At 71.5% G+C, this 26,048-nt stretch carries 25 protein-coding genes; 15 read left to right on the top strand and 10 right to left on the bottom strand.

Annotated features, from left to right (window positions below):
• Nucleotides 1-174: 174 nt before the first annotated feature.
• Complete coding sequence (locus ACWGR4_RS06890) at nucleotides 175-1,302, top strand: uroporphyrinogen-III synthase (RefSeq protein ID WP_452129659.1); 1,128 nt, start codon at nucleotides 175-177, stop codon at nucleotides 1,300-1,302.
• A 277-nt stretch (nucleotides 1,303-1,579) separates the two neighbouring features.
• Nucleotides 1,580-3,283 carry a helix-turn-helix domain-containing protein gene (locus tag ACWGR4_RS06885; protein ID WP_452129660.1) on the top strand — a complete coding sequence of 568 codons (1,704 nt, stop codon included), beginning with the start codon at nucleotides 1,580-1,582 and terminating at the stop codon, nucleotides 3,281-3,283.
• 32 nt (nucleotides 3,284-3,315) lie between these two features.
• Here ACWGR4_RS06885 and ACWGR4_RS06880 read toward each other — a convergent pair whose 3' ends face one another.
• The 3 genes from ACWGR4_RS06880 to ACWGR4_RS06870 all read right to left on the bottom strand — a co-directional run bounded on the left by ACWGR4_RS06880 (nucleotide 3,316) and on the right by ACWGR4_RS06870 (nucleotide 5,492).
• A complete protein-coding gene (locus tag ACWGR4_RS06880) occupies nucleotides 3,316-3,540 on the bottom strand; it encodes a hypothetical protein (protein ID WP_078974137.1) in 225 nt (74 codons plus the stop codon).
• A 400-nt stretch (nucleotides 3,541-3,940) separates the two neighbouring features.
• A complete protein-coding gene (locus ACWGR4_RS06875) occupies nucleotides 3,941-4,786 on the bottom strand; it encodes a DUF4097 family beta strand repeat-containing protein (RefSeq protein WP_452129661.1) in 846 nt (281 codons plus the stop codon).
• Nucleotides 4,787-4,949: 163 nt separating this feature from the next.
• Complete coding sequence (locus ACWGR4_RS06870; RefSeq protein ID WP_452129662.1) at nucleotides 4,950-5,492, bottom strand: hypothetical protein; 543 nt, start codon at nucleotides 5,490-5,492, stop codon at nucleotides 4,950-4,952.
• Nucleotides 5,493-6,136: 644 nt separating this feature from the next.
• On the opposite strand from ACWGR4_RS06870, the gene ACWGR4_RS06865 reads away from it, so the two are divergent.
• Nucleotides 6,137-6,985, top strand: coding sequence for a helix-turn-helix domain-containing protein (locus tag ACWGR4_RS06865; protein ID WP_452129663.1), 849 nt, complete (start codon nucleotides 6,137-6,139; stop codon nucleotides 6,983-6,985).
• A gap of 45 nt (nucleotides 6,986-7,030) precedes the next feature.
• Here ACWGR4_RS06865 and ACWGR4_RS06860 read toward each other — a convergent pair whose 3' ends face one another.
• The 3 genes from ACWGR4_RS06860 to ACWGR4_RS06850 form a co-directional block, all read right to left on the bottom strand.
• The gene (locus ACWGR4_RS06860; RefSeq protein WP_380001452.1) at nucleotides 7,031-7,714 is read right to left on the bottom strand and encodes a L,D-transpeptidase family protein; all 684 of its coding nucleotides are present in this window, start codon (nucleotides 7,712-7,714) and stop codon (nucleotides 7,031-7,033) included.
• Nucleotides 7,715-7,917: 203 nt separating this feature from the next.
• Nucleotides 7,918-9,381: an MFS transporter gene (locus tag ACWGR4_RS06855; RefSeq protein WP_452129664.1), complete on the bottom strand. Its 1,464-nt coding sequence runs from the start codon at nucleotides 9,379-9,381 to the stop codon at nucleotides 7,918-7,920.
• The gene (locus ACWGR4_RS06850) at nucleotides 9,378-9,563 is read right to left on the bottom strand and encodes a hypothetical protein (protein ID WP_452129665.1); all 186 of its coding nucleotides are present in this window, start codon (nucleotides 9,561-9,563) and stop codon (nucleotides 9,378-9,380) included. The genes ACWGR4_RS06855 and ACWGR4_RS06850 overlap by 4 nt, the downstream gene beginning before the upstream one ends.
• Nucleotides 9,564-9,684: 121 nt before the next feature.
• Between ACWGR4_RS06850 and ACWGR4_RS06845 the strand changes: the two genes are divergently transcribed.
• The 3 genes from ACWGR4_RS06845 to ACWGR4_RS06835 all read left to right on the top strand — a co-directional run bounded on the left by ACWGR4_RS06845 (nucleotide 9,685) and on the right by ACWGR4_RS06835 (nucleotide 13,546).
• Nucleotides 9,685-10,371 carry a TetR/AcrR family transcriptional regulator gene (locus ACWGR4_RS06845; protein ID WP_452129666.1) on the top strand — a complete coding sequence of 229 codons (687 nt, stop codon included), beginning with the start codon at nucleotides 9,685-9,687 and terminating at the stop codon, nucleotides 10,369-10,371.
• A 522-nt stretch (nucleotides 10,372-10,893) separates the two neighbouring features.
• Nucleotides 10,894-12,597, top strand: a complete 1,704-nt coding sequence (locus ACWGR4_RS06840; RefSeq protein WP_380001445.1) for an LCP family protein — start codon at nucleotides 10,894-10,896, stop codon at nucleotides 12,595-12,597.
• Between the two features lie 505 nt (nucleotides 12,598-13,102).
• On the top strand, nucleotides 13,103-13,546 hold the full coding sequence (locus ACWGR4_RS06835; RefSeq protein WP_380001443.1) for a CBS domain-containing protein: 444 nt from the start codon (nucleotides 13,103-13,105) through the stop codon (nucleotides 13,544-13,546).
• Between the two features lie 145 nt (nucleotides 13,547-13,691).
• Here ACWGR4_RS06835 and ACWGR4_RS06830 read toward each other — a convergent pair whose 3' ends face one another.
• Entirely contained in the window at nucleotides 13,692-14,807 is a 1,116-nt protein-coding gene (locus ACWGR4_RS06830; RefSeq protein ID WP_452129667.1) for an alkene reductase, read from the bottom strand.
• 51 nt (nucleotides 14,808-14,858) lie between these two features.
• Complete coding sequence (locus ACWGR4_RS06825) at nucleotides 14,859-15,320, bottom strand: RidA family protein (RefSeq protein ID WP_380001439.1); 462 nt, start codon at nucleotides 15,318-15,320, stop codon at nucleotides 14,859-14,861.
• A 132-nt stretch (nucleotides 15,321-15,452) separates the two neighbouring features.
• Here ACWGR4_RS06825 and ACWGR4_RS06820 point away from each other — a divergent pair, with 132 nt between their 5' ends.
• Nucleotides 15,453-15,878 carry a MarR family winged helix-turn-helix transcriptional regulator gene (locus tag ACWGR4_RS06820; RefSeq protein WP_452129668.1) on the top strand — a complete coding sequence of 142 codons (426 nt, stop codon included), beginning with the start codon at nucleotides 15,453-15,455 and terminating at the stop codon, nucleotides 15,876-15,878.
• A 63-nt stretch (nucleotides 15,879-15,941) separates the two neighbouring features.
• Here the strand turns inward: ACWGR4_RS06820 and ACWGR4_RS06815 are convergent, their stop codons facing one another.
• Together ACWGR4_RS06815 and ACWGR4_RS06810 are read right to left on the bottom strand one after the other, a co-directional pair.
• Nucleotides 15,942-16,322, bottom strand: coding sequence for an alpha/beta fold hydrolase (locus ACWGR4_RS06815; protein ID WP_452129669.1), 381 nt, complete (start codon nucleotides 16,320-16,322; stop codon nucleotides 15,942-15,944).
• The gene (locus tag ACWGR4_RS06810; protein WP_452129670.1) at nucleotides 16,250-16,624 is read right to left on the bottom strand and encodes an alpha/beta hydrolase family protein; all 375 of its coding nucleotides are present in this window, start codon (nucleotides 16,622-16,624) and stop codon (nucleotides 16,250-16,252) included. The genes ACWGR4_RS06815 and ACWGR4_RS06810 overlap by 73 nt, the downstream gene beginning before the upstream one ends.
• 239 nt (nucleotides 16,625-16,863) lie before the next feature.
• On the opposite strand from ACWGR4_RS06810, the gene ACWGR4_RS06805 reads away from it, so the two are divergent.
• The 8 genes from ACWGR4_RS06805 (at nucleotide 16,864) to ACWGR4_RS06770 (ending at nucleotide 26,038) form a co-directional block, all read left to right on the top strand.
• Complete coding sequence (locus tag ACWGR4_RS06805; RefSeq protein ID WP_452129671.1) at nucleotides 16,864-17,517, top strand: N-acetyltransferase family protein; 654 nt, start codon at nucleotides 16,864-16,866, stop codon at nucleotides 17,515-17,517.
• Nucleotides 17,518-17,555: 38 nt separating this feature from the next.
• On the top strand, nucleotides 17,556-18,425 hold the full coding sequence (locus tag ACWGR4_RS06800) for a PaaX family transcriptional regulator C-terminal domain-containing protein (protein WP_380001433.1): 870 nt from the start codon (nucleotides 17,556-17,558) through the stop codon (nucleotides 18,423-18,425).
• 100 nt (nucleotides 18,426-18,525) lie between these two features.
• Entirely contained in the window at nucleotides 18,526-19,098 is a 573-nt protein-coding gene (locus ACWGR4_RS06795; RefSeq protein ID WP_452129672.1) for a GNAT family N-acetyltransferase, read from the top strand.
• 24 nt (nucleotides 19,099-19,122) lie between these two features.
• The gene (locus ACWGR4_RS06790) at nucleotides 19,123-20,505 is read left to right on the top strand and encodes an aminotransferase-like domain-containing protein (RefSeq protein WP_452129673.1); all 1,383 of its coding nucleotides are present in this window, start codon (nucleotides 19,123-19,125) and stop codon (nucleotides 20,503-20,505) included.
• A 167-nt stretch (nucleotides 20,506-20,672) separates the two neighbouring features.
• Nucleotides 20,673-21,590, top strand: a complete 918-nt coding sequence (locus tag ACWGR4_RS06785) for a branched-chain amino acid transaminase (protein ID WP_380001427.1) — start codon at nucleotides 20,673-20,675, stop codon at nucleotides 21,588-21,590.
• 126 nt (nucleotides 21,591-21,716) lie between these two features.
• The gene (locus ACWGR4_RS06780; RefSeq protein WP_380001425.1) at nucleotides 21,717-21,917 is read left to right on the top strand and encodes a hypothetical protein; all 201 of its coding nucleotides are present in this window, start codon (nucleotides 21,717-21,719) and stop codon (nucleotides 21,915-21,917) included.
• Between the two features lie 477 nt (nucleotides 21,918-22,394).
• On the top strand, nucleotides 22,395-24,128 hold the full coding sequence (locus tag ACWGR4_RS06775; RefSeq protein ID WP_452129674.1) for an ABC transporter ATP-binding protein: 1,734 nt from the start codon (nucleotides 22,395-22,397) through the stop codon (nucleotides 24,126-24,128).
• The gene (locus tag ACWGR4_RS06770) at nucleotides 24,125-26,038 is read left to right on the top strand and encodes an ABC transporter ATP-binding protein (protein ID WP_380001422.1); all 1,914 of its coding nucleotides are present in this window, start codon (nucleotides 24,125-24,127) and stop codon (nucleotides 26,036-26,038) included. The genes ACWGR4_RS06775 and ACWGR4_RS06770 overlap by 4 nt, the downstream gene beginning before the upstream one ends.
• Nucleotides 26,039-26,048 lie beyond the last annotated feature (10 nt).

Genomic DNA, 26,048 nt, shown 5'->3' with positions numbered 1-26,048 from the left:
GTCGCTGTTACGGGTCCTGGTCCCCGATGTTGCGCGAGCGGTACGGCCGGCTCACCCGGGGCGCCGGCGACGGTGAGAAGCCCGACACGATCGGGTGCCATTCGGGCACGCGGCCTTACCCCGGGGTGATCGCCCGGCAATACGTCCGTAACACCGGTCCGTCAATCTCACGACATGGTTACTCGTACAGGTGCGGCCGAACCCCTCGTCGGGCTCACGGTCGGGGTCACCGCGGCCCGGCGGCGCGACGAACTCGTCGCGCTCCTGGAGCGCCGGGGCGCGAAGGTCGTGGGCACTCCGACGATGAGCATCGTGCCGCTGCGGGAGGACCGGGAGTTGCGCCGGGCGACCGAGCGCTGCCTGGTCGAGCCGCTGGACTACGTGGTGGCCACCACCGGGGTCGGTTGGCGCGGGTGGATGAACGCGGCGGAGGGGTGGGGGCGTTCCGGCGAGGTGCGGCGGGTGTGCGCGGCGGCGACGGTGATCAGCCGTGGGCCCAAGGCCACCGGCGCGGTGCGCGCGTCCGGGCTGCGCGAGATGTACTCGCCGGGTTCGGAGGCCAACGACGAGTTGCTGCACTGGTTGTTGGCGCGTGATCTGCGCGGGCGGCGGATCGCGGTGCAGGAACACGGCGCGCCGCTGGAGGGCTTCGCGACGGCGCTGCGCGAGCGCGGCGCCGAGGTGATCGAGTTGCCGGTGTATCGGTGGGGGCCGCCGGAGGACCCGGCGGCCGTGCGGCGCCTGGTGGAGCAGGTGGTCCGGGGCGAGGTGCACGCGATGACGTTCACCAGCGCGCCGGCGATCGACGCGTTTTTGGCCGCGGCGGGCGAGTCGGGTCGGCGCGAGCAGGTGCTGGACGCGCTGCGCGCCGATGTGTTGACGGTGTGCATCGGCGCGATCTGCGCGAAGCCGCTGTCGGAGGAGGATGTGCCGGCGTTGTGGCCGGAGCGCGGGCGGCTGGGGTCGATGGTGCGCACGGTCACCGAGACGCTGCCGGCGCGGGTGCGGCGCGAACTGGACACCGGGACGGACCGGCTGGTGCTGCAGGGCAACGCGGTGCTGGTCCGGGGCGGGGTGATCGCGCTGTCGCCGGTGCCGGCCGCGGTGTTGCGGGCGCTGGCGGAAAAGCCGGGGTGGGTGCTCAGCCGCGCCGAACTGCTGCGCCGCGTCTGGCAGGGCGCGAGCGCGGACGAACACGCGGTCGAGGCCGCGGTGGCCCGGCTGCGGAGCGCCCTGGGGCCGCACAAGGGGCTGGTCAAAACGGTGACGAAGCGGGGGTATCGGTTGGCCGTGCCGGTGTGATGGGCGGCCGGGCCGGCGCGCTGCGGGGGCGCTTTTCGGCCATCGCCGGGAGTGGGCACAGTCGTCGACGACACGCCACATTCCCTCGGACGGCCCGGCGACGATCGGCACGAGAGCCGCCCGCCGCGGCGGCCGAGGCAACCGTCGGCATCGGCCGGATCCGGCCGAAGGGTGGAAGGCCCCTATCCGGAGCGCCGCGTGTTCATACGATCATTCGAACGATATGGACGGCGACGGGCTTGGGGGCACGGCGGTGCGGGTCGAGGATTTGTTGGGCATGCCCGAGCTGCGACTGGCCCTGCTGGCGGGTACGGGGCGGCTCGGCCGCGAGGTGCGGCGCGTGTCGGCGTACGATCCCATTGCCCCGGGCCGGGGTCTGGCCGGCGGCGAACTCGTGGTGGCCGGCGAAGTGCCCGCATCCCCCGCCGAGTCCGCACACCTCGTCCGCGCCCTCGCCACGAACGGCGCGGCGGCCCTGGTGCTCTCGCCCCGGCCGCCGGTGCCCGAGCCCGGTCCCGACGATGTGCCATATCCCCTGGTCGAGGCCTGTGTTCGGGCCGGCCTGCCGCTGTTCCTGGCGCCGCACTCGATCCCGGCGGTCCGCATCGCCGAGGTGGTCGCCCACCGCATGGCCCGGGAGTCCGATCCCACCACCGAACGCTCCCCCAGCCGCCAGACCCGTCTGCTCACGGCCCTGACCAACGGCGCCGACACCCAGGCCTTGCTCACGGTACTGGCCACCGAACTCGACGCCCCGTGCCATGTGATCACCCCTGCGGGCCGCCTCCTGGCAACCGCGACCCCGTCGCCGGACGGGAGGGCGGGGTGGAACGAGTCGGCTGACGCGGGGGCGTCCGACCGGTCGACCGCGCCGGAGCGACCCGCCACGAGCACCCCCACCGCCGCACCGGCCCCGCCCGGCTCCACGACGTCGCGCGAACCCGTCGTCCCACAGGGGGCGGCGTTCGGTGAGGGCCCGCCGGGGGGCCATTCTCTCGGCAGGTCTGGGCGTCGGGAGGTGGCTCGGGTCATGGCTCGGGGTGGTGAGGGGTTGCCGATTCTGGTGGGTGGGGACACCGTGTTCGCCGTGGGGCGCGGGGCCGGTCCGGTCGGGTATCTGGTCTGCGGTGGGGATCGCCGTACGGACGAGGCCCTGGCGCGCGTGGCCGACCTGTTCGTGCTCGGCGATGCGCGGCGCGCCGAGCGGGCGGCTGTGGAGCAGGGCCACGCGTGGGAGTTGGTCGACCTCGTCGAGTCGGATGCGGCCCCGGACACGATTCGGGCCCGCCTGGGTGCGGCCGGCCTCCCGCCCGACGCGGCGCCGATCGTCTGCTCGGCCGCGGGCCACGGCGCCGACGCGGCGACCGCACGCCTGGTCATCGACCTGATCGAGTACGCACTGGACGAGGAGCCGACCGCACAGTGGGTGGTGGCCGTCGGCAAGGCCGAGGTGGTCGTGTTCGCCGCGGCCGGAACGGGGCCCGGCGGCGCGACGCGCGTCGCTCGTGCGCTGGAGCGGGCGGCCGACTGGTGGGAGCCGCTCCTCGGGGCCGAGCGCCTGGCGATCGGCATTGCCGGGACGTCACCCACGTGGGGGACGGCATTGGCCGAGGCCAGGGGCGCGCGGGACCTCGCATGGACGCGCCCCGGCCGGCTCACCGTGGCCGAAGGCCCCGAGATCGACGCATACCCGGCACTGCTCACCGCGGTCCCCCCGCCCGTGCGCGCCGCGTTCGCGGAGCGGGTGTTGGGCGGGCTGCGGGCGTACGACGCGGAACACGGCACCGACCTGATCGACACCCTGGCCGCGTTCCTGGCCGCCAACGGCGCCTGGCAGCGCTGCGCCGGGGCGCTCGGCGTACACGTCAGCGCACTGCACCAACGCATGGGCCGGGTACGGGATCTGACGGGCCGTGACCTGTTCTCCGCCCGGGACCGGGTGGACCTGCTCCTGGCCCTGGAAACCGACCCGGCCGGCTGACCCCGGGCCGAGCAACCGCGCCGACGGCCCGGCTACTTGGCGCCGCTGTCCTGGAGGTCGGCGAGCGATGCGGCCCAGCGGAAGTACTTGTTGCGGCCCAGGTCGCCGATGGTGGTGATCTTCAACGACGCCAGGTGCTCGGCGTGCGCGTCGGTGATCCCGGCCAGTCCGGCGACCGGCGCGGCCAGGACCTCGCTGAGCGTCTTGTTCTCGTAGGCCTTGTCGAGCAGCTTGTCGAGGTCGGCGGTCACGGGCATGAGTACTCCCTGCGGGTTCGTAGCGGCCGTTCGCCGCGATTCGCCCCCATGTTCCGTCGGAATTGTCATCGATTCCGACATTTGCCCGATCGCGCGTGTCGCAGATCGAGCACCGAACCGCGTACGGGATCGAGCGCCCGATCGCGCGTCCGACCGCATGGCGCCACATGGCACGGCGGAACGGACAGCGGCCGGCGCGACCTCCCGACCGGCGAGCCGATCGGTGCGACGCCGCACGATCTCCCGCTGCCGACGCCACCGCTCCAACGGCGCCAGGGCCGCGAGGATCAGTACCGCGCACAGCAGCGGAATCGGCACCGGATGCGGTAACGGCCAGACGCCGCCGGACACTTCGGGTGCGGCCCACATGAGCTGTCCTCTCCGCTGCGTGCTTCGGACGTCAGGACCGACGGATCACGATGTCGCCCGAGAGCGTGCGGGCACGCACGTCGACCGTGTCGTCGGTCGGCGCCGGGCCGTCGACCGAGTCCAACGAGGTATGCACCTTGCCGGCCATGGAGTTCAGGTCGAGCCAGGCGGCGGTACCCTCGCGGATCCCCACCTCCAGTTCGCCGGACGCGGTCTCCAGCCGGATCGCGCCGTGCACCACCTCGCCGATCCGGACGCTGCCGGACACGGTCTTGGCGCCGACGGTGGTCAGCGCCCGGTCCACGGTGATGTCGCCGAGTGTGCTGTTCAGGCGCAGGTCGCCACTGACCGCACCGAGCGAGATGCCGCCGGCGGTGTTGCGAACCACCGCCGTGCCGTCGATCTTGCCGACCCGGATCTCGCCCGCCGCCGCGCTGATGTCGGTGTGGCCCACCGAATGCGCCACCGAGACGTCACCGGAGGTGGAGTTCAGCCGTAGTGCGCCCGTGCGATCCAGTCGGATGTCCCCCGAGGCGACCGAGAGCCGGGTCTCGCCGACCCGCCCCTCGACGTGGATGTCCGCGGCGGCAGCCTGGCCCTCGATTCGAGAGCCGGTGGGCAACTCGATCGTGACGTCCACCGAAGCACTGCGCCCGAAGAACGAACGGCTCTTGTTCCTGGGCACGCGCACCGACAGTCGCCCCGAGGAGCAGGTGACCGACGTCTGCTCGGCGGCCTGCACGGACGCGGTGTGCGACGGGTCGGTGGGGCGTACCTCCACGACCGTGTCGACGCGGTCGCTCGCGCTGATCCGAAGGCTGCCGACGACCAGGTCGACGGTGGCGAAGATCGGCTTGGGAGTATCGAAAGTAGGCATGGCATCCCGTCCTGGGAGTTGAAGGTCGTACTCCGTAGGGGCGTACTCGGTTGCGCACGCACACGCCGCCCGCAAGGGCGCGGGCCGATCGGGCGTGTCTCGCGGCAGGCGCCGTCGAGTGCCGGCTGCCGGCGTTTCCCGGGGTCGCCGGCCGCGCATCGGGTCACCGCACCCAGCCCGTATACCGCTGCCTGGTGCGTGACGTGCCGCGCCGTTCCCGCCCGCGCTCCTCGGCGGGGTCGAGCGCGGCGGTCACCGTACGGGCCAGCCAGGCGTTGACGGACAGGCCCGCCCGACCGGCGGCCTGTTCGATCCGAGGCTTGACGTGCTCGGCGAGCCGCAGCGTGATCCGCGCCGTACCGCCCTCCTCGGGCTCCGGCGCGGACGCGGCCGGCGGCGGCCCGGGACGCTCGTCCGGCTCGTCGTCGAAGGCACCTCCGCCGGCCTCCTCGAACGAGCGGGCGACCGCCGGCGACACCACGAAGTCCGGGTCGAGCCCCCGCAATCGCATGTCGACCGACCCCGGCGCCAGGTCGCGGCTGATCTCGTCGGCGGCGGCGGACAGCGCACTCAGCAGCGCGAGCCTGGTCGCCGATTCGAGCGGCCCGATCAACCGCTCGGCAAGCGCCCGCGCCTCCGCACCGTTCGCCTCGGCGGCAACCGCCAGTTCACGGCAGAGCTTGTCGACATAAGGCGTGAGGTCCATGACGTCATCATGACGCCACAATGACGTCATGGCAAGCCGACCACGCCACAACTTGACGTCACATGACGTCACCCCCCCGGGACACCACCACGGGACCTCAGCGGCGACGCCGCCCGCACTCCCCTACGCTCCGCCACAGCCGACGCCACGACCCCGACGCCCCACCCCGGCCCCTGTCCCACTCACCCGCCCACCCCGGCACCCCGACCACGCCGCCGGACACCGGGCGAACGCCACCGAGCCGAGTCGACACGCCCAGGAGTCGAACCGACGGGCAACACACGGGCAGAACCGGGCCGACGACCTGAACGCCCGCCCCGCCCCCTGCCCGCTCCCACCCTCTCGCGAGGCCCCGGCCCCGGCGCCTCGCCCGACCCGCCCCGGCCACCCCACAACTCCCGCGTACGCCCCCCGACCTCACGCCCCCGGCCCCCAGACCGACTCACCGCATCTCCGGCCCGTCCCGGTCGTCGGCAACTCCCGCGTGCAGCACCCCACTCGACCGCACACCCCCGGCGCCCCGCCCCACTCACCCCGTGCCTCTCCCCCGCCCCACGCAACCCACCGCGCGCCGGCCCCACCCCGCGAGGCACCGGCAACAAGCGGCAACCGCCCCGGTGTCGGCGCGCCTTAGACTTCGGGCCGTGAGTGAGAACGAGCTTGGTGACTTCCTCCGTGACCGTCGCGCGGCGGTCACGCCTGCCGAAGTCGGGCTGCCCGACGGGCCCCGGCGCCGTGCTCCGGGGTTGCGGCGGTCCGAGTTGGCGGGCCTGGCGGGGGTCAGCGTGGAATACCTGACGCGATTGGAGCAGGGGCGCGACCGACGCCCCTCCGGCCAGGTGCTGGCCGCGCTCGCCGACGCGCTCCGGTTGACCTCGGAGGAGCGGGTCCACGTGCGCCTGCTCGCCCGGGCCGCCACCGGCAACGCGTTCTCGTACGCGGCGGTCGAGCCGCCCACCCGCACGATCCGGCCCACCGTTCGCGCCCTGCTCGACCGGCTCGAACCGGCCCCCGCGCTGCTGGTCGACCGGCTCGGCGACGTCCTGGCGTTCACCAACGGCTACGAGCGGCTGGCCCGCCCCCTCGGCATCCTCGACCCGGACCAACCCAACCTGGTGCGCTACGTGTTCACCGATCCCCGGGCCCGCGCGGCCTACCCCGACTGGGAGCGGATAGCCGACGAACACGCCGCGATCCTGCGCACGGCCGCCTCGTTCGCCGATCCCTACGTCCAGGATTTCCTGGACGGCCTCGCGATCACCGCCGGCACCGTGTTCAGCCGCCGACTGGCCGCGCCGGCCATCCCGTCGCGCCGGGTCGGCGTGGAGCGGCTGGCTCACCCGGAGGCGGGCGAACTGCGCCTGGAACGCGAGATCCTGGACCTCGCCGACGTCGACCAGACGCTGGTCGTCTACCTCCCCTGCGACGAACCCACCTCCGCCGCGCTCGACCACCTCACGGGCCGCCACCCGGGCGCGCTGCGCGCGGTCTGACCACCGACCTCCCCCGCCGGCGCCCTGGGTGGCACAACTCGGTGATCATGTACCGGACTTGCGGCCGTACACGTACACCTCGTCGCCGGTGTGCAGCAGGTCCCAGTAGGCCTTCGCGTCCGCCGGCCGCATGTTGACGCAGCCGTGCGAGCCGGGCGGCGAGGTGACCGAGCCGTCGATCGCGTGGAAGGCGATGCCGCCGTCGAAGAACTGGCTGTACGGCATCGCCACGTCGTAGAGCGTCGACCAATGGTTGAGCGCCCGGTAGTAGACCTTGTGCAACCCGGTGCGGGTGGCGAAGTCGGCCCGCCCCGAACGAATCTGCACCGGCCCGTACACCCGCTTCGCGCCGTCCTGGATCCAGCTGACCTGCCGGCCGAGGTCCACACACGCGATCCGCCCGACATCGGTCGGACACCCACCCTCCCCGCCGGCGGACCGCCGCTGGAGCGCCGCGTAGGTGACCGGACCGGCGTAACCGGCCGCCGGGCGAATGCCGTTGTCGGCCTGGTACGTCCGGATGGCCCGGCAGTCGGCCTCGGACTCCCGCCCGTCCACCGGCAGTCCGAGCGCCGCCTCCACCTGCCGCTGATACGGCCCGGTCCGCGAGGTACACGCCGTGGCCGCCGCACTCGTCGGCGCCGCGACCACCACCCCCAGCGGCACCACGACCCCGGCCGCGACCACCACCGTCACCACCCGCCGACACACCCGCCCGAGCACACCCATCACCGCCCCCTTCGCAGTCGACTCCGCCCGCCCGCACCGCCGTTCGACCCACGGACGCTCCGGTCACCGGCAGGTACCCGACCTGCCACACTCCGTCAATCCTGCCCGCGCCCGACGGTGCCGCACACCCACCAACGGGTCCTTTCACCACGACGCGGCAGCACGGCGCACCTCGACGACCCACACCCGACGCCCGAACTCTCTTACGTCATCGTCGACTTCGTCGGCACCAGCAGCACCGCGAGCACCGCGGCGACCAGCAACAATCCACCCGCCGCACCGAGCGATACCGCGTAGCCGTGGGCGAGTTCCCGCTTCGACGCGCCCTCGTCGGGTCCGGTCACCGACGCGGCCAGGGTGACCAGCGCGGCCAGCCCGATCGAACCGCCGATCTGGCGCGAACTGTTGATCAATCCGCCCGCCATGCCCGCCTCGTGCGCGGCCACGCCGGAGGTGGCGGCGGTACCCAGCGGTACGAAGCACAGGCCCGCGCCGATGCTCGCGACCAGCGACGGCCCCAGGATCGAGCGCAGGAACGTACCGTCGGCATCGAAGGCCAGGCCGAACCACCCGAAGCCGACCCCCACCAGCACCCCGCCCAGCGCGAGCAACCGCCCGAGCCCGACCCGGGCCACCACCTTGGTGGCCAGCACCGAGCCGATCAACACCCCGAGCGAGAAGGGCAGGAACGCCACCCCGGCGGCGGCCGGACCGTAGCCGAGCACCTGCTGGAGATACAGCGAGGTGAAGTAGAACGCGGCGAACTGCCCGGAGAACAACAACATCATGAACAGGTTCGCCCCGACCACCGGCCGACGCCGCAACAGTCCCATCCGCAACAGCGGCGTGGCGACCCGCAGTTCGACCAGGACGAAGGCAACAAGCAACACCACCGCGGCCGTGAGCGTACCGATCGTGACCGCCGAGCCCCAGCCCTGCCGTTCGGCCCGCACCACACCCAGGACCAGCGTGGTCGCCCCGGCGGTGACCAGCAGCGCCCCCGCCGGATCGAGCCCGCCGCCGGCGCCCCGCGCGGGTCGGTCGCCGGGCAGTCGCCGGGCGGCGAGCAGCGCGAAAGCCACGATCGGCACGTTGATCAACATCACCGCCTGCCATCCCGCCGACTCGGTCAGCAGTCCGCCGATCAGCACCCCGCACGCACCCCCGGCCGCCGCCGTCGCACCCCACAGGCCGAGCGCCCGGGAACGGGCCGGCCCGGCCGGGAAGGTCACCGTGATCAGCGCGAACGCCACCGGCGCCAGCGCCGCGGCTCCGACCCCCTGTACCGCACGGGCGGCGATCAGCGCCCCGGGCGAGGAGGCGAAGCCGCCCGCCAGCCCGGCCAGGCCGAACACGGTCAGGCCGCCGATCAGCGTGCGCCGCCGTCCCGCCAGGTCGCCGACGCGCCCGCCGAGCATCAACAACCCGCCGAAGCTCAGCGCATACGCGTTGACCACCCACGGCAGCCCGTCGACGCCGAAGCCCAGGTCGTCACGGATGTCCGGCAGCGCGACATTGACCACCGACATGTCCAACGCGACGGTGAACTGCACGGTCAACACGACCAGCAGCAACAACCGGGTACTCGGCTGCCCCCGCCCAACCCCACCCGAAGCCGCGATCGTCACGGTCGCCCCGGTCGTCGTCCCACCCCTCACCCCGGTCATCCCCGCACCCCGGCCCCGTCGGCGCGCGGCTCCGGGCGCGTACCGGCGCGCACCCCGATGGACATCACCTCGGCGGGCCCGTCCGCCTCCGGTCGGTGCCACCGCCCCCGTGGCACCACGAACGCCCCGCCGGGCCCTTCGAGCAATCGCACCGCGGATTCGAACAGGTCGACATACGTCATCGAAACTCCTTGCCACAGGGAAAAGCACGCCGGGAAACACGCCGGCAACGCGTTGACGTACTCTGTACGTGAACAGCCTCAGTCGAACACGTACGCCGTACGTACGTCAAGGAGGAGCAGCATGCCCGCGCCCCGAAAGTTCAGCCGCGAACAACTGCGCACCGCGGCCCTGACCCTGGTCGACACGCACGGCCTGGCCGCGCTGACCATGCGCAGCCTCGCGGCGGCGCTCGGCACCGGGGCGATGACCATCTACAACTACGTGGACGGGCGCGAGGGCCTGGAGGGACTGCTCGTCGAGGCCGTCCTGGCGGACGCACTCCCCGCGACCGAACCCGGCGCCGGGGCGGACGACTGGCAGGCCGAGGTCCGCCGGCTGGCCGAGGCGAACTGGCGTGCCGTCCGCGCCCATCCGGACGTGATCCCGCTGATCCTCACCCGCCGGATCACCGACGAGGCGACCCTCGTACACGGCGAGGCGCTGCTGCGCGCCCTGGCCCGAAGCGGTCGCCGAGGCGTCGAACTGCTGTACGCCTTCCGCACCGTGACCGGCTTCGTCACCGGCTTCGCCCAGGCGGAACTCGCCGGCCCGCTCTCGATCGCGCCCGACGAGGATGTGCGGTCCATCACCGACCGGGCCCGAGCGCTGCCCGCCGACCGTTTCCCGTACCTGATCGAGATCGCCGGCGCGGCGGCCGAGAGCTCACCGTCCGACGAGTTCCGGGCGGGCCTGGATCTGCTGCTCGCCGGCCTGGAGCAGCGCCCGGCCGGACCGAACACCGGCCGCCTCGACCCCGGCGCCGCATAGGACGTGTCTTCGAACCCTGCCGAATACCTGCCGAAATCGCCGGGAATGACCCCGGTGGCTCGTTCGTTGTACGGAGCAGTCGGTGAGCGGGTGTCCCCGGGCCCAATCATTGCCGCTGCGAGTTACCGTTCGGCTGGAATCGCGGTGTGCCACCCGCCGAGAGGTGATCCCGTTCACCGACCCGAAGACGACGGCGTCGCCCCCTCCCCCCGAGGGCGGCGCCGTCCCTCGTCTTTCCGGCCCGCACAACCCGCGCCCGGGCCGGCCTCCCGGCATCCGGGACAATCCGCGCTGCAACCGTCCCGCGCCCGAGATCGTCCGTCTTCCCGAAGGCCACCGGCGCAATGATCCGCGACCGGTACATGTACGGTCCGTTCCGGCCGCCCGATACGGTGTCGAGCCAGTCCGCGGCAACGCGACGTCGGTCCGACGACAGCACTCTCGGGGGTTGGTTTGAATTCCGTTCCGGAGCACGGCGGGCGCCGCCGGCGTACTCCCGAGTCCGCGTCCCCCGACCCGGTCGTGCCCACCGATTCCGCGGTCGAGGGCGGCCCCGAGGCGGCCGGAGCCGACGACACCGGCGCGGGCGTACCGCGCCCCCGACGCGCCGACGGCCGGGGCCGCGCCCGCTCCGGACGCAAGGCCAAGCCCACCGGCCACGGCAAGCCGCGCCGCTTTCGCAAGCTCAAGATCACCGCAATCGTCGTGTCGTTGGCGCTGGTCGCGATCGGGATCACCGGCTTCGTGATCTATCAGAAGCTGAACGGCAACATAAAACACAGCAAGCTCAACATCAGCGATGTAGACGTGCCCAAGGAGGCCCCGGACGCATTCGGGCGCACCCCGATGAACATCCTGATGATCGGCTCGGACGGCCGGGACGACCCGACCGACTGCAAACTCGGCGGTGCGTGCGACGGCGGACCGCCGCGCGCGGACGTACAGATGTTGCTGCACGTGTCCGCGGACCGGAGCAACGCGTCGGTGATCAGCATCCCGCGCGACACCCGGGTGCAGGTCCCGACCTGCACCGACCCGAAGACCAAGCAGCGGTTCAACCCGATCAACACCACGATCAACGAGTCGCTGGGCCGCGGCGGACCCGGCTGCGTGGTCGGGACCTGGCAGTCGCTCACCAAGATCCACATCGACCACTTCATGATGGTCACCTTCTCGGGCGTGGTCTCGATGGCCGACGCGGTCGGCGGGGTCGAGGTCTGCGTGCAGTCCAACATCCAGGACGAACAGATCGAGTACGTCAACGGCGTGCGGCACGAGTACGGCTCGCACCTGAAGCTGACCGCCGGCAAGCACACCATCCAGGGCGAGGACGCGCTGAAGTGGCTGCGCACCCGGCACGCCTTCGAGGACGGCGGCGACGTCGGCCGTACGCACGCGCAGCACATGTACCTCAACTCGATGGTGCGCACGCTCAAGTCGAACAGCACGATCACCAACCCGATCAAGCTGTTCAAGGTCGCCGAGGCGGCGACCAAGGCGCTGACCGTGGACGACGGCCTCAACGGGATCCCCAAGCTGACCTCGCTCGCGAACACGCTGAACAAGGTGAACACCAACCGGATCACCATGACGACGATGCCGCACGCACCGGACCCGCAGGCGCCGAACGAGCACCTGATCCCGGCCGCGTCCGCGGAAACCCTGTTCAAGATGGTGCGTTCCGACGTGGCCTTCGACAAGAACGGCCCGCCGCCCGGTACCGAGACCAACCCGCCGACCACGCCCGATGCGCCGCCTGCCCCATCCCTGGACAAGGCCGCGGTCCGGGTCACGGTGGTCAACGGCACGACCAGGACGAGCCTGCCGGGCCTGGTCACCGACCGGCTGATCGCCCAGGGCTTCACCAAGGCCGTCCGGGACTCGACCCCGCTCAAGCGACAGACCACTACGGTGATCCACCCGGCCGACGCCAAGGACCAGGCCCAGGCCGTCGCGGACTCGCTCGGCCTGCCGGCGAGCGCCCTGTCCGCGCAGCCGAACGCGACGCACATCACGGTCCAGATCGGCACCGACTGGGGTTCGGAGGCGACCTTCAAGGGCGGCAAGGGCAGCACGACCTCCGCGCCTCCGTCCGCCCCGCCGCCTCCGCCGGCGGGCGAACTCCCCAAGGATTCGGCCGCGTTGAACGGTGCCGACGAGGGTGCGTGCATGAAGGTCTACACCGAGGCCAAGGACCGCAACGGAAAGCCGATCTACACCTGGTGATCCGGTAACCCCGGTGACATGACGGGCCGGTGGCGAACCGCCGCCGGCCCGTTCGTCGTGTGGTCGCGCCCGACCCCGACCCACCGGCCCGATCGCGCCACTTCTTCGTTCACCATCCCGAACACGGCTGCAAATAAAGCCGGTTCGGGATGGTATGTGCCGACGCCATGTCGGCCTCCCGTCGAAATGACGGTAAGGTGGCTGTACCGAAGACATTCCGTACGTCGGCTTCCTTGTCGACGCCGTCCTCGGTGGGCGACGACGCCGGCCGTGCCGGCGGGTCCGAAGGCGAGTGCACCGGCTGTCCGTGCAGCCCGCCTTGCGTCCGCCGACCAGCGCACAGCGCCATCACCCGGCGCGGGCCCGGCCGCCCGCATCGAGCCCCGTGACCTCGCCGCCTCTTCGGCCCCGCGCGCCTTCGCGCGGCCGTGCGACGACACGGGCCCGGGTGCCCCGCCGCCCGACTCCGGTCCCACCGGACGACTCGAAACCAGGTGCATACCCGATGACCAACCTCCCCCACCATCCCCCCACCGCCCCCGGCATGCCCACCGTCGCCCACGCCATGCGACCTGCCGTGGTGCGGATCGACGCGAACACGATGGTCGACAAGGCGATCGACCTCGTACACGCCGCCGATGCCGACCACGCGATCCTGCACGCCGAGGACGGCCGCTGCCTGGGCATCGTGCGCCGCGCGCAACTCGCGCCGTACCAGACCCGTTCCTGGTACACCGCGCGTACGCCGATCCGGAACATCTCCCACGAACGCGGCCCCTTCGCCCGGCCCACGACACCCGCCGCCGAGGCGCTGGCCACGATGCGCGCCCGCGGCCTGCGGGTATGGGCGGTGACCGACCCGGAGGGCCGAGCCGTCGGCGTACTGACCCCCGAGTCCCTGCGCGCCGTGCTCGCCGACACCGACCGCCCGATCGGCGCGGCGGCATAACTCTCGTGCATCCGACGGCGGTTCGTTCGGTACGGCTCCCGTACCGGCCGAACACCCGCCCGCCGCACCACGATCCACTTTCGATGCGCGCATCACCCCCCGGTTCGTGCGCCTTTGCGAACTCCGAGCCCAACCCGACCCGTCCCTAGACCCGCTCCGGGACGGTGATCGCCGGATAGTCCACGTAGCCGCGCGCACCGCCGCCGTACACATCCGCCACCGGCGGCGGGGCCGGCGCCAATCCCCGGGCGATCCGCTCCGGCAGGTCGGGGTTGGTGATGAACAACCGGCCGAACGCCACCACGTCGGCGAGGCCGTCGGCGATCAGTCGCTCGCCGGTGGCCGGGTCGACCGGGTTCGGGCCGTTGTGGTTCGCGATCAACATGCCGGACCAGCGCGGCCGCAGGTCGGCGAGCGCCGCGTACGCACCACGTTCGAGGACGTGCAGGTAGGCCAGGCCGATCGGGTCGAGCGTGTCGACCAGCGCCCGGTAGGTGCCGCGCGCGTCCGGCTCCACGAGTTGGTTCTCCGGGTTGTCCGGCGAGATCCGCAGCCCCACCCGGTCCGCGCCGATCTCCGCGGCCACCGCCTCCACCACCTCGAACACGAAACGCAGCCGGTTCTCCCGCGAGCCGCCGTAGCGGTCGGTGCGCAGGTTGCTGTTCTCGGCCAGGAACTGCTGGAAGAGGTATCCGTTGGCGCCGTGGATCTCGATGCCGTCGAATCCGGCCTCGATCGCACGGCGTGCGGCGCGCGCGAACGCGGCCACCACCTCGGCGATTTCGGCGACGGTCAGCGCGCGCGGGACGACGTGCGGGAGCAGGCCGTCGCGGGTGTAAATAGGCGCCTCGGTGATCCGCACCGCCGACGGCGCGGTGGGCGTCTCGCCGTCCAGGGTCACCGGATGGGTCATCCGGCCGACGTGCCACAGCTGGGCGAAGATCCGCCCACCCGCGTCGTGCACGGCGGCGGTGACCTCGCGCCACCGGGCCACCTGTTCGTCCGTACGCAGTGCCGGAATGCCCGGTCCGGCCTTGCCGAGCGGGTGCACCGAGATGCCCTCGGTGATCAACAGCCCGGCGCCGGCGCGCTGTCGGTAGTAGGTGGCGGCCAAATCGCTCGGCACGCCGGTGGTGTCGTCGGCGCGGCCTCGGGTCATCGGGGCCATCGCGATCCGGTTGGGCAGATCCAGGCGGCCGTGGCGATAGGGGGCGAGCAGCGGGTTGGCGATACGGGTCGGAGAGGTCAACGCGGTATCCATTCCTGTGGGGGTCGGGCGGTCCGGCGGTCGGGTGGCGGCGGTTTCGCGGACTCAGCGGTCCAGCGCGGTGACCTCGACCTCGATCAGCCAGTCGGGCCGCGCCAAGGAGGAGACCTCGACGAGGGTGTCCGCCGGGTACGGCAGGGACAGGAACTCCTCCCGCAGCCGGATCACCTCGTCCAGGTTCTCGGCCATGTTCCGGACGTAGATGCCGACCTTGACCACGTCGGCGAAGGTCACCCCCGCCTCGGCGAGCACCCGCTCCACATTGCGGAAGGCCTGCCGGCCCTGGGCGAGGAAGCCGCCCTCGACGGTGCCTCCGCTCTCGTCGAACCCGGCCTGCCCGGATACGAAGATCAGGCCGCCGGCGCGGATGGCCTGGGAGATCCGGTACGGCTCGTACCAGTCGGGGGTGGTCGCGATGCGCTCGATCCGGGCGCGGGTGGTGTCGCCGGCGGCGTCGTGGGTGGTGGTGACGGTCATCGCATGCTCCAGGGTCAAAAGAATCTGCATGCACATGCATGATTTGCTTGCGCATGCATAATCTGGCACTGCATGTAATCTGCTGTCAACAGCGGATCGATCCGCGCTCGGCCCACCAACGGCCGGACACGGGTTCGACCGGACCGGAGAAAGGACGGGGTCATGGACGCGAAGCTCTGGGAGCAGGTCGTCGTGCTGCACGCGCGCGTCGAGCACGACCTCGGCCGGACACTTCAGCGGCGACACGGCATCGGCCTGTCCGAGTACCGCGCGCTGTCCCGACTCGCGGTGGCGCCCGACGGCGAGTTGCGTATGCAGGAGCTGGCCGACTCGATCGGGCTCAACCAGAGTTCGGTCAGCCGCCTCGCGGTCCGCCTGGAAACCGACGGCCTCACCCGACGCGACCTGTGTCCCAAGGACCGCCGAGGGGTGTACACGGTCATCACCGACGACGGCCGCGCCCGCCTGATCGAGGCCGCCCGAACCTACGCCCAGGCCCTGACCACAGCCCTGGAAAAGGCCGCCGGCGACCCACAACTGGCAGAGATCGCCACAGCCCTGGGAGCCGTCCCGACCCCGGTGGGCTGAGCACCCGGCCCACCGGACCGGGAAGCACCTTCCCGGCGCCCGGCTCCGCCCCCCGTACCGGGCTCAGCGGCCTTTCGTCTCCGAACCCTCGATGTCCGCGTCGACCGTCGAGTGCGCCGCGTCCGGGTAGTGACGTACCGTCAATTCGGCCCGCCCGGCGAGCAGTTTGCGACACTCCGCCTCGGTCTCGACGACGTCCACGTTCACGTCGCGCCCCCCGAGCATCAGCAGCACCGGCACCCGCACCCCGGCCAGGTCCGCACTCGCGTCGGCTCCGGCGTTCTTGCGGACGAAGCTCCACCGGTCCGCCGACATGGTCGCCGCCGAACCCAGCGCGGCGCGGTACTGCTCGTACCCGGCGCCCTGTGCAATCAGCCGCCGAACCTCGTCGCTGCGCCGGACCTCGGTGTCGATCCGGGCCTGCGACGCATGCTCCGCGCGCAACTCGGCGAGCAGGTTGAACCGGCCTGCCGCAGCCAGTTGATCGCGGGCGACACGGCGATCACGAATTCCACGTCGGGCGTGCGCGCGGCCACCTTCGGCAGCACCCAGCCCGCCTGACCGGCGCCCCACAGGCCGACCCGCGCATGATCCACGTCCGGGCGCGACCGACTCCAGGCGATCGCCGCCTCGGTCTCCCGGGCCCGGTCCTCCATGCTCTGGTCCAGCCAGTTGCCCGGCGACCCGGCCACGCCCGGCTTGTTCCACGAGAGCGTCGCGTAGCCGGCCCGCGCGTACGCCTCCATCTGCGGCCGATAGAAGCCGTCGTTGGTGGCATTCCGCGCACAGGCTCAGCACCCGATGGCGTCGAACGAACCCGCGGATCCCCATGTCGTCATCTCCCTTCGAACAGCGCCTGCGATACCGTAGTTATCAAATCAAAAACGCTCGTTACGATAACGAACGTTTTTACATAATGACCCGAATGGCCCGGCCGCAGCCCCGCTCGCCCGCCGGGCGTCACCCACCGGCCCCGGAGGCGGCAATGGACCAGGAACAGGCACCACCCGCGCACGACAGCCCGAAACCCGCGCCCCCGGCCATCGGTCGCGGGCTGCCGGAGGGCGCGCGGCGGCGGGCGGCCGAGCTGTACTGGGAGGCGTTCGGTCGCAAGTTGGGCGCCGGGCTGGGTCCCGCCGAGGCCGGGATCGCGTTCCTGGCCGAACACCTGCACCCGGACCGCGCCGTGGTCGCGACCCGGGACGGCGAGCTGGTCGGCCTGGCCGGCTACGCCCACGGTGGCCGCGGCCTGACCGGCGGAACCGCGGGCGACGTGCTACGCGCCTACGGCGGAATCCGCGCGCTGCCCCGGCTCGCCGTCCTGGCCCTGTTCGAACGTCGGCCGGGGCGTGGGGAGTTGGTGATGGACGGCATCTGCGTCGATGCCGCGCAACGCGGCACGGGCGTCGGCGGCCTGCTCCTCGACGAGGTCGCCGCCGTGGCCCGCGAGCTCGGCTGTCGGCGGATCCGGCTCGATGTGATCGACGTCAACCCGCGGGCCCGGGCGCTCTACGAGCGGCACGGCTTCGTGGCCACCTCGACCCAGCGAACTCCCTTTCTGCGCGGGCTGATGGGCTTCGGCGCGGTGACCACGATGGTCCGCCGGGTCGAGCCCGCGCATCCGGGCGGGCGCGGGTGAGCGCGGGGCCACGGGTGCCGCGCTCGTATGCTCGGGACATGCCAGGAACGCCGGACACGGGCCGCGTCGAAATCCCCACCCGCACCCTCGTACACGCGCTCGTGCGCGGCGACGGCAGCGTCGACACCGGGGAGCTGTACACCGTCGCGGGCGCGCTCGGCATGTCCGACCAGCAGGTGCGGCTGTGCGTCAAGCGCCTGGTCGCCGAGGGCCGTTTCACCCACGAGGGGCGCGGACGCAAGGCGGTGCTCAGGGCGACCGAGGATGCCCGACGCACCCTCGAACCCAACGTCGAGTTCGTGCGGCACGCGTTTCGCCAGGACCGGGGCGAGGCGCCGTGGGACGGCGCATGGCGGCTGGTCGCGTTCGCGATCCCGGAGTCCGCACGATCGGCACGCGACGCGCTGCGCGACACGATCGTGTGGCTGGGCGGCGCGGCGCTGCACGGCGGGCTGTACGCGTGCGCCAACGACTGGACGGAACTGATCGCGGCCGAGGCACACCGCCTGGGCGTGTCCGCCGCGGTCACCCAGCTCACCAGCCGAGACCTGCGCATCGGCGCCATCGACCAACCACGCGCCCTGGCCGCAAAGTTGTGGCCGCTGGACGAAATCGCCGGACGCTACACCCGGTTGCTCGACATCGTCCGCCCCCGCCTGACCCGCCTGGAATCCGGCGTCGACCTCACCGACGTCGAACTCCTCACCATCGGCGTCGAGTTGGGCGTCGAGTTCAGCCGCGCCATCGAACCGGACCCGCTCCTACCCCCGGAACTGCTACCCACCCCATGGCCCGGCCGGCAGGCCCGCACCCTACTCACCCAAACCTGGTCAAAACTGTCCAAGCAGGACCAAACCAACACAACAAACCGGCTGTACCGCCTATACGAGAACCTGTCCCACCCCTGACGCATCGCGCGCTTCGTGGTCGTCGAGTCCGTATCCGGCACCGCCCCCCGGGTTGGATATTCGGTGTCTGTGCGTCTCGTGAGGACACAAGATGGTGCGCATGACTTTGGCCACTCCCGTGCTGCATACCGCTCGCCTGCGGCTGCGGCCGTTCACCGATGGCGACGTGGACTCCCTCTTCGCGCTGCACAGCAGCACCTACGTGATGCGCTACTGGGACTCCCCACCGTGGACCGAACGGGCCCGTGCCGAGCGGTTCGTCACGATGTGCCGGACGATGGCAAACGACGGCACCGGGGCCCGGGTGGCCATCGACCGTGTTTCCGATGGGGCTTTCGTCGGCTGGTGCGGTCTGACCGCGTGGGACGAGGACTGTCGCAGCGCGTCGTTGGGCTACTGCCTCGGCGACGCGATGTGGGGCCACGGCTTCGCGACGGAGGCCGCGCACGCCGTGCTGCGGTGGGCGTTCGACGCGCTGGACCTGAATCGGGTTCAGGCCGAGACCGATACGCGCAACGTGGCATCCGCCCGGGTCCTGGAGAAGATGGGATTCATGCGGGAAGGGACGCTGCGGGAAGACTGCGTCGTGAACGGCGAGGTCTCCGACTCGTGGATATTCGGGTTGCTCAGGCGAGAGTGGCAACCGTCGGCCGTGCAACCATCGAGGCCGTGAGGCCCCGGTGCAGAGGGAGTGGTCGTGGACGTCGAGCAGTTCGCCGTGGTGCTCGGGGAGCGTATGGGGCGTCCACGACGCAACGAGCGCCGCTCCCGTGGTGAACGGCTGTCCGACGCGCTGCGCGACCTGGTCGAGGGTGGCGAATTGCTGGCCGAGACCCGCCTGCCGTCCGAGCGTGCGCTCGCCGACGCCCTCGGGTTCAGCCGGGGCACCGTCGCGACCGCCTACCTCTCGCTGCACCGGATCGGCCTGGTCGAGCGCCGCCACGGCAGCGGGTCCTACGTGCGCGCCGGCGGCCGGCCGACCTTCGCCCGCTGGCTGCGCGAGGGCACCATCGTCGTGGACCTGGCCAAGGCCGCCGTACCCGACACCACACTCCTGCCGCACACCGCGCTGCGCGTCGAGGACCTGCTCGACTCCCGTCCCCCGGACGGCTACGGACCGACCGGCGACCCGCGGCTGCGCGAGCTGATCGCGGCGCACGAGTTGCCCGCCGGTTTCACCGCCGACGACGTCGTGGTGACCTCGGGGGCGCAGCAGGCGATCCACCTGATCGCCGACGCACTGCTCGTGCCCGGCGACCGGGTCCTGGTCGAGCCGACCACGTATCCCGGGATGCTCGCGGCGGTGTACCGCTTCGGCGCCGAGGCGATCCCGGTCCCGGGCGACCGCCACGGCTTCGACCCGGAGGCGCTGCGCGCGGCGATCCGCCGGCATCGGCCCGCCTACGTGTTCTCGCTGCCGGTGCACAACCCGACCGGCGCGGTGGTCTCGGCCCGCCGGGCGAAGGCGATCGCCCGGGTTGCCGCCGAGGAGGGCGGGCTCCTGGTCGAGGACCGCACGCTCGCGAGCCTGGCCGACGGGCCGGTGGCCTCGGCGATCGAACACGTGGCGGACCGTACGGTCTGCCTGGGCTCGTTGTCCAAGACCACGTGGGGCGGCCTGCGCCTGGGCTGGATCGCCGCGCCCCCGGGCGTGCGCTCGCTCCTCGTCGAGGCCAAACAACGTACCGACCTGGCCACCTCGACCCTGGACCAGCAGCTGGCGATCCACCTGCTGCGCGACCCGGGCCGCCCGGCCCGGGTCGGCGAGTGGTTCGCCGATCTGACCCGGCGCCGCGACCACTTCACCGCCGAACTCGCCGAGCGCCTGCCCGAATGGGAGTGGACGACGCCCCGCGGCGGCCTGTCCCTGTGGGCCCGACTGCCCGGCGTGGACGGCGAGGACTTCGTCGCCACCGCACTGCGCCACGGCGTCGCGGTCTCCCCCGGCGCGGTCTTCGCCCCCGCACCGCACACCGCCGGCGACCGCATCCGGCTCAGCTACGCGTGGCCCGAACCGGTCCTGTCCCAGGCGGTGGACCTCCTCGAAGCCGCCTGGCGCGAAACCCCGAAGAACGCCTGACCCGCCGCCCGTTCGCCGGACGGCGACCTGCCCGTCCCGATCCGCGAACACCCCTAGTGGACCAATATCGATACGGCTAATGTGCCACTTGGTAAGTGGCACATCGACATGCTTGCCAACGATCCACTTTCTCGACATCGAGTCGAGCGACCCCGGTGGGAGCAGCCATGGCACTGATCGAAGCGGACCGGATCTGGATGAACGGCACGCTCGTGCCGTGGGCCGACGCCAAGGTGCACGTACTCAGCAACGGTCTGCACTACGGCACGGGCGTGCTCGAAGGCACCCGCGCGCACGCCACCCCGCGCGGCCCCGCCGTGTTCCGGCTGGACGACCACCTGCGCCGGTTTCGGGAAAGCGCGCACATCCTGGGCTTCGAACTGCCCTACGACCCGGCCGCGCTGCACGCCGCGACGCTGGAGTTGATCGCGGCCAACGGACACGACGAGTGCTACCTGCGCCACCTCGCGCACCTGGGCTACGGCGAGATGGGTCCGGGCTTTCGCCCCGGGCTGCCGGTCGAGGTGAGCATCGCGGGCTGGGAGTGGCACGCCTACCTCGGCGACAGCGCCGAGCGCGGCGTCCGGCTCGCCACCAGTTCGTGGCGGCGCAACGACCCCAACGCGATGCCGCCGGCGGCCAAGGCCACGGCCGGCTACCTCAACTCGGCGCTGGCCAAGACCGCCGCGCTGCGCGCCGGTTACGACGAGGCGCTGCTGTTGAACGCGGACGGGTACGTCAGCGAGTGCAGCGCGGCCAACGTGTTCGCGGTGCGCGAGGGCGTGCTCTGCACTCCGCCGCCGAGCGCCGGCGCGCTGCGCGGGATCACCCAGGACACCGTGCTCACCCTGGCTCGCGACCTGGGCCTGGAGGTGCGGGTGCAGAACCTGCTGCGGAGCGATCTGTACACCGCCGAGGAGGTGTTGGTCACCGGCACCGCCGCCGGCGTGATCCCGGTGGCGTCGCTGGACGACCGCGAGGTGGGCAGCGGTCCGATCACCCGCAAGATCCAGGCCGCATACACCGCGGCGGTCACCGGCCGGGACGAGCGGTACGCGCACTGGCTCACCCTCGTGGACCAGTGACGGCGGCCGAACGGGTCGCATCCGACGGTCGACACACCCCCAAACAGGGGAAATCTCCCATGATGTGCAGTTTTTCGGATATTCATAGCTCGCCCCGCTCACGCACACTCCACCATGGGAGATGACATGCGTATCCGTACCACCCTGGTCGCCGTCGCCGGCGCCGCCCTCTTCGCGTTCGCCGGTGCCGGTACCGCCCAGGCCCACGAAAGCGGCGTCGAGGTCGACCACACCACCGTCTCCGGAGTGCTCATCGCGCACGGCTGTGGCCACGGCGGCAAGGTCGCCGCGTTCCATGCCTCGCACACACACGTCTCGATCCGCTGACGTACGCCCGCAGCGAACGCGGAAAGCGGCCCGTCCACCCCCGAGGTGGGCGGGCCGCTCTGCTGTGTACGGTGCACAAGGGCCGGCGACGACCCCAGGGCATCGACGCATCCCGGTCGCCCGTGCCTTGACTTCAAGTCGACTTGAAGTTTTACGGTTCGAACCGAAGTCTCCACGGTTTCGACGTATCGCCCGGGCACCGTCGCCGACCCGCGTCCGGCATCCTGGACCACCCACGGGGAGATCCGCCATGCACAGCCCGCCGTCCACCGACGTCCGCCCGCGCCGCCACCCGGCCGACGTGCACAATCCGATCGACCGTTCCGGCCACGGGCACTACCGTCGGGAGCAGGACCCGCCCCGACGACGCGCGCCCGACCCATGCCCAGGACCGGTGCCCCGCACGAGCCCCGGCCCGAGGCCGCTCCCGGCCGCCGCCTCCTGTCGGCCGCGCTCCTTTGACCCGAAGAGGACATCGTGCTGATCCGACTGCTGCGCGCACATCTGCGCCCCTACGCCAAGCCGATCGGCCTGGTGGTGCTGCTGCAACTGGTCCAGACCCTCGCCACCCTGTACCTGCCGACCCTCAACGCCGACCTGATCAACCACGGCGTGGTCGCGGGCGACACCGGCTACATCCTGCGCGTCGGCGGCGCGATGATCGGCGTCACCCTGGTCCAGATCGTCTGCGCCGCGGTAGCCGTGTACTTCGGGGCCCGCATCGCCATGGGCGTGGGCCGCGACATCCGCTCCGCCGTGTTCGACCGGGTGCAGACCTTCTCCGCGCGCGAGGTCGGCCGGTTCGGCGCCCCGTCCTTGATCACCCGCACCACCAACGACGTGCAACAGGTCCAGATGCTGGCGCTGTTGTCGCTGACCCTGATGGTGTCAGCGCCGATCATGTGCTTCGGCGGCATCCTGATGGCGGTCAACCAGGACGTCCCGATGTCCCTGCTTTTCCTGCTGATCGTGCCCGTGCTGATCCTCGCCGTGGGGTGGATCGTACGGGCGATGCCGCCGCTGTTTCGCACGCTGCAGGGCCGGATCGACAACGTGAACCGGATCATGCGCGAGCAGATCACCGGGATCCGGGTGATCCGCGCGTTCGGCCGCGACGGCCACGAACAGGCCCGCTACGCGGACGCCAACGCGGACATCCGCGACGTGTCGCTCTCCGTCGGCCGGCTGATGGCGTTCATGTATCCGTCGGTCCTGCTGGTGTGGGAGACCTCGGCGATCGTCATCGTGTGGATCGGCGGACACCGGATCGGCGACGGGTCGATGGACATCGGCGCGCTGGTCGCCTTCCTCAGCTACCTGATGCAGATCCTGACCTCGGTCATGATGGCCACCTTCATGACCATGATGATCCCGCGCGCGGCGGTGTGCGCCGACCGGATCACCGAGGTCCTGGACACCGAGACCAGCCTGACCGTGTCGAAGGCACCGGTGACGGCGCTGCACGCGCACGGCCGGCTCGAACTGCGCGACGTGAGCTTTTGCTACCCGGGCGCGGAGGAGCCGGTACTGCGCGGCATCGACCTGATCGCCCGGCCCGGCGAGACCACCGCGGTGATCGGCAGCACCGGCGCGGGCAAGACCACGCTGCTCGGCCTGATTCCGCGCCTGTTGGACGTGACCGGCGGCTCGGTGCTGATCGGCGGCGTGGACACCCGCGAACTCGAGGCCGGGCTGCTGTCGCGCACGGTGGGCCTGGTCCCGCAGAAGCCGTACCTGTTCTCCGGCACCGTCGCCTCCAACCTGCGCTACGGCAATCCGGACGCCACCGACGAGGAGTTGTGGCGGGCCCTGGAGATCGCCCAGGCCCGCGACTTCGTCGAGGCCCTGCCCGAGAAGCTGGACGCGCCGATCGCCCAGGGCGGCGGCAACGTCTCCGGCGGCCAGCGGCAACGCCTGGCGATCGCCCGGCTGTTGGTGGTCAAACCGGAGATCTACCTGTTCGACGACTCGTTCTCCGCACTCGACTACGCCACCGACGCGGCGCTGCGCGCGGCGCTGCTCGCGGAAACCGCCGAGGCCACCGTGGTGATCGTGGCCCAGCGGGTGGCCACCATCCGGCACGCGGACCGAATCGTGGTGCTGGACGAGGGCCGTGTGGTCGGCACCGGCACCCACGCCGAGTTGATGGCCGACAACGAGACCTACCGCGAGATCGTGCTGTCCCAGCTCACCGAGGAGGAGGCGGCGTGACCACCACCGACGAGGGCGCCGGCCCGCGCGAAACCGAGAGCGACACCGAAACCGAGGCCGCCGTCCCCGCCCGCCGTCCGGGACCGCAGGCCGGCGGTGGGCCGATGACGCGGATGATCGGCGGCCCGCCCGTCGAGAAGTCGATGCACTTCAAGGCCAGCAGTCGGCGACTGCTGCGCATGATGGCCCCCGAACGTGCCCGGCTGTACGCACTGCTGTTCTGCGGCATCGCGGGCGTCGGCCTGTCGGTGCTCACCCCCCGGCTGCTCGGCAAGGCCACCGACGCGATCTTCACCGGCGCGGGCCGCGGCGGAGGCATCGACTACGACCACGTCCGCGACATCCTGCTCGTCACCTTCGCGGTGGTGGCCGGCTCGGTGTTGTTCGCGTTCGTCCAGGGCCGACTGACCGCGACCATCGTGCAGCGCACCACCTACCGGCTGCGCGAGCAGGCCGAGACCAAGCTGTCCCGGCTGCCGCTGAACTACTTCGACAAGCAGCCCCGGGGCGAGGTGCTCTCGCGCACCACCAACGACATCGACAACATCGCCCAGACCCTCCAGCAGGCAATGGGCCAGATCGTGCGCTCGCTGCTGACCATCGTCGGCGTGCTGGTGATGATGTTCTGGATCTCCCCGCTGCTCGCGCTGGTCGCGCTGATCAGCGTGCCCACCTCGATCCTGGTCACCATGGTGATCGGCAAGCGCGCCCAGCCGCAGTTCGTCAAGCAGTGGTCGAGCACCGGCAAGCTCAACGCGCACATCGAGGAGATGTACACCGGCCACGCTCTGGTCAAGGTGTTCGGCCGGCAGAAGGAGTCCGCCGAGGTCTTCGACAAGCACAACGAGGCGCTGTACACGGCCGGGTTCAAGGCCCAGTTCATCTCCGGCCTGATCCAGCCCGCGATGTCCTTCGTGGGCAACCTCAACTACGTGCTGGTCGCGGTGATCGGCGGGCTGCGGGTGTCCTCGGGCGCGATGACGCTCGGCGACATCCAGGCGTTCATCCAGTACTCGTACGAGTTCAACGGACCCGTCACCCAGGTCGCCGCGATGTCCAACCTGCTCCAGTCCGGGGTGGCCTCGGCGGAGCGGGTGTTCGCGCTGCTCGACGCCAAAGAGCAGTCCCCCGATCCGGAGCCGGCCGTACGCCTGGAGAAGGTGACCGGGCACGTCGCCTTCGAGGGGGTCTCCTTCCGCTACGAGCCGACCAAGCCGCTGATCGAGAACCTGGACCTGGAGGTGCACCCGGGCCAGACGGTGGCCATCGTCGGGCCGACCGGCGCGGGCAAGACCACGCTGGTGAACCTGCTGATGCGGTTCTACGAGGTCACCGAGGGACGGATCACCGTCGACGGCGTGGACATCGCCACGATGACCCGCGAGGACCTGCGCGCGCCGATCGGGATGGTGCTCCAGGACACGTGGCTGATCGGCGGCACGATCGCGGACAACATCGCGTATGGCGTCGGCGACGTCTCGCGCGAGCGCATCGTCGAGGCGGCCCGGGCCACCCACGCCGACCGCTTCGTGCGCACCCTGCCCGACGGATACGACACCGTGCTCGACGACGAGGCCGGCAACCTCAGCGCCGGCGAGAAGCAACTGCTCACCATCGCCCGGGCGTTCCTGACCGAGCCGCAGATCCTGGTGCTCGACGAGGCGACCAGTTCGGTGGACACCCGCACCGAGGTGCTGATCCAGAAGGCGATGAACTCGCTGCGCCGGGGCCGGACCAGCTTCGTGATCGCGCACCGGTTGTCCACGATCCGCGACGCGGACGTGATCCTGGTGATGGAGTCGGGCTCGATCGTCGAACAGGGCACGCACGAGGCGCTGTTGGCTTCGGACGGCGCCTATGCCCGGCTGTACGCCTCGCAGTTCGCCCAGCCTGCGGCGGAAGTCCTCTAGCCCGATGGGC

The organism is Embleya sp. NPDC055664 (assembly GCF_053618075.1).
The sequence above is the reverse complement of the archived record's forward strand: the minus strand, read 5'-3'. Positions and strand labels throughout refer to the sequence as shown.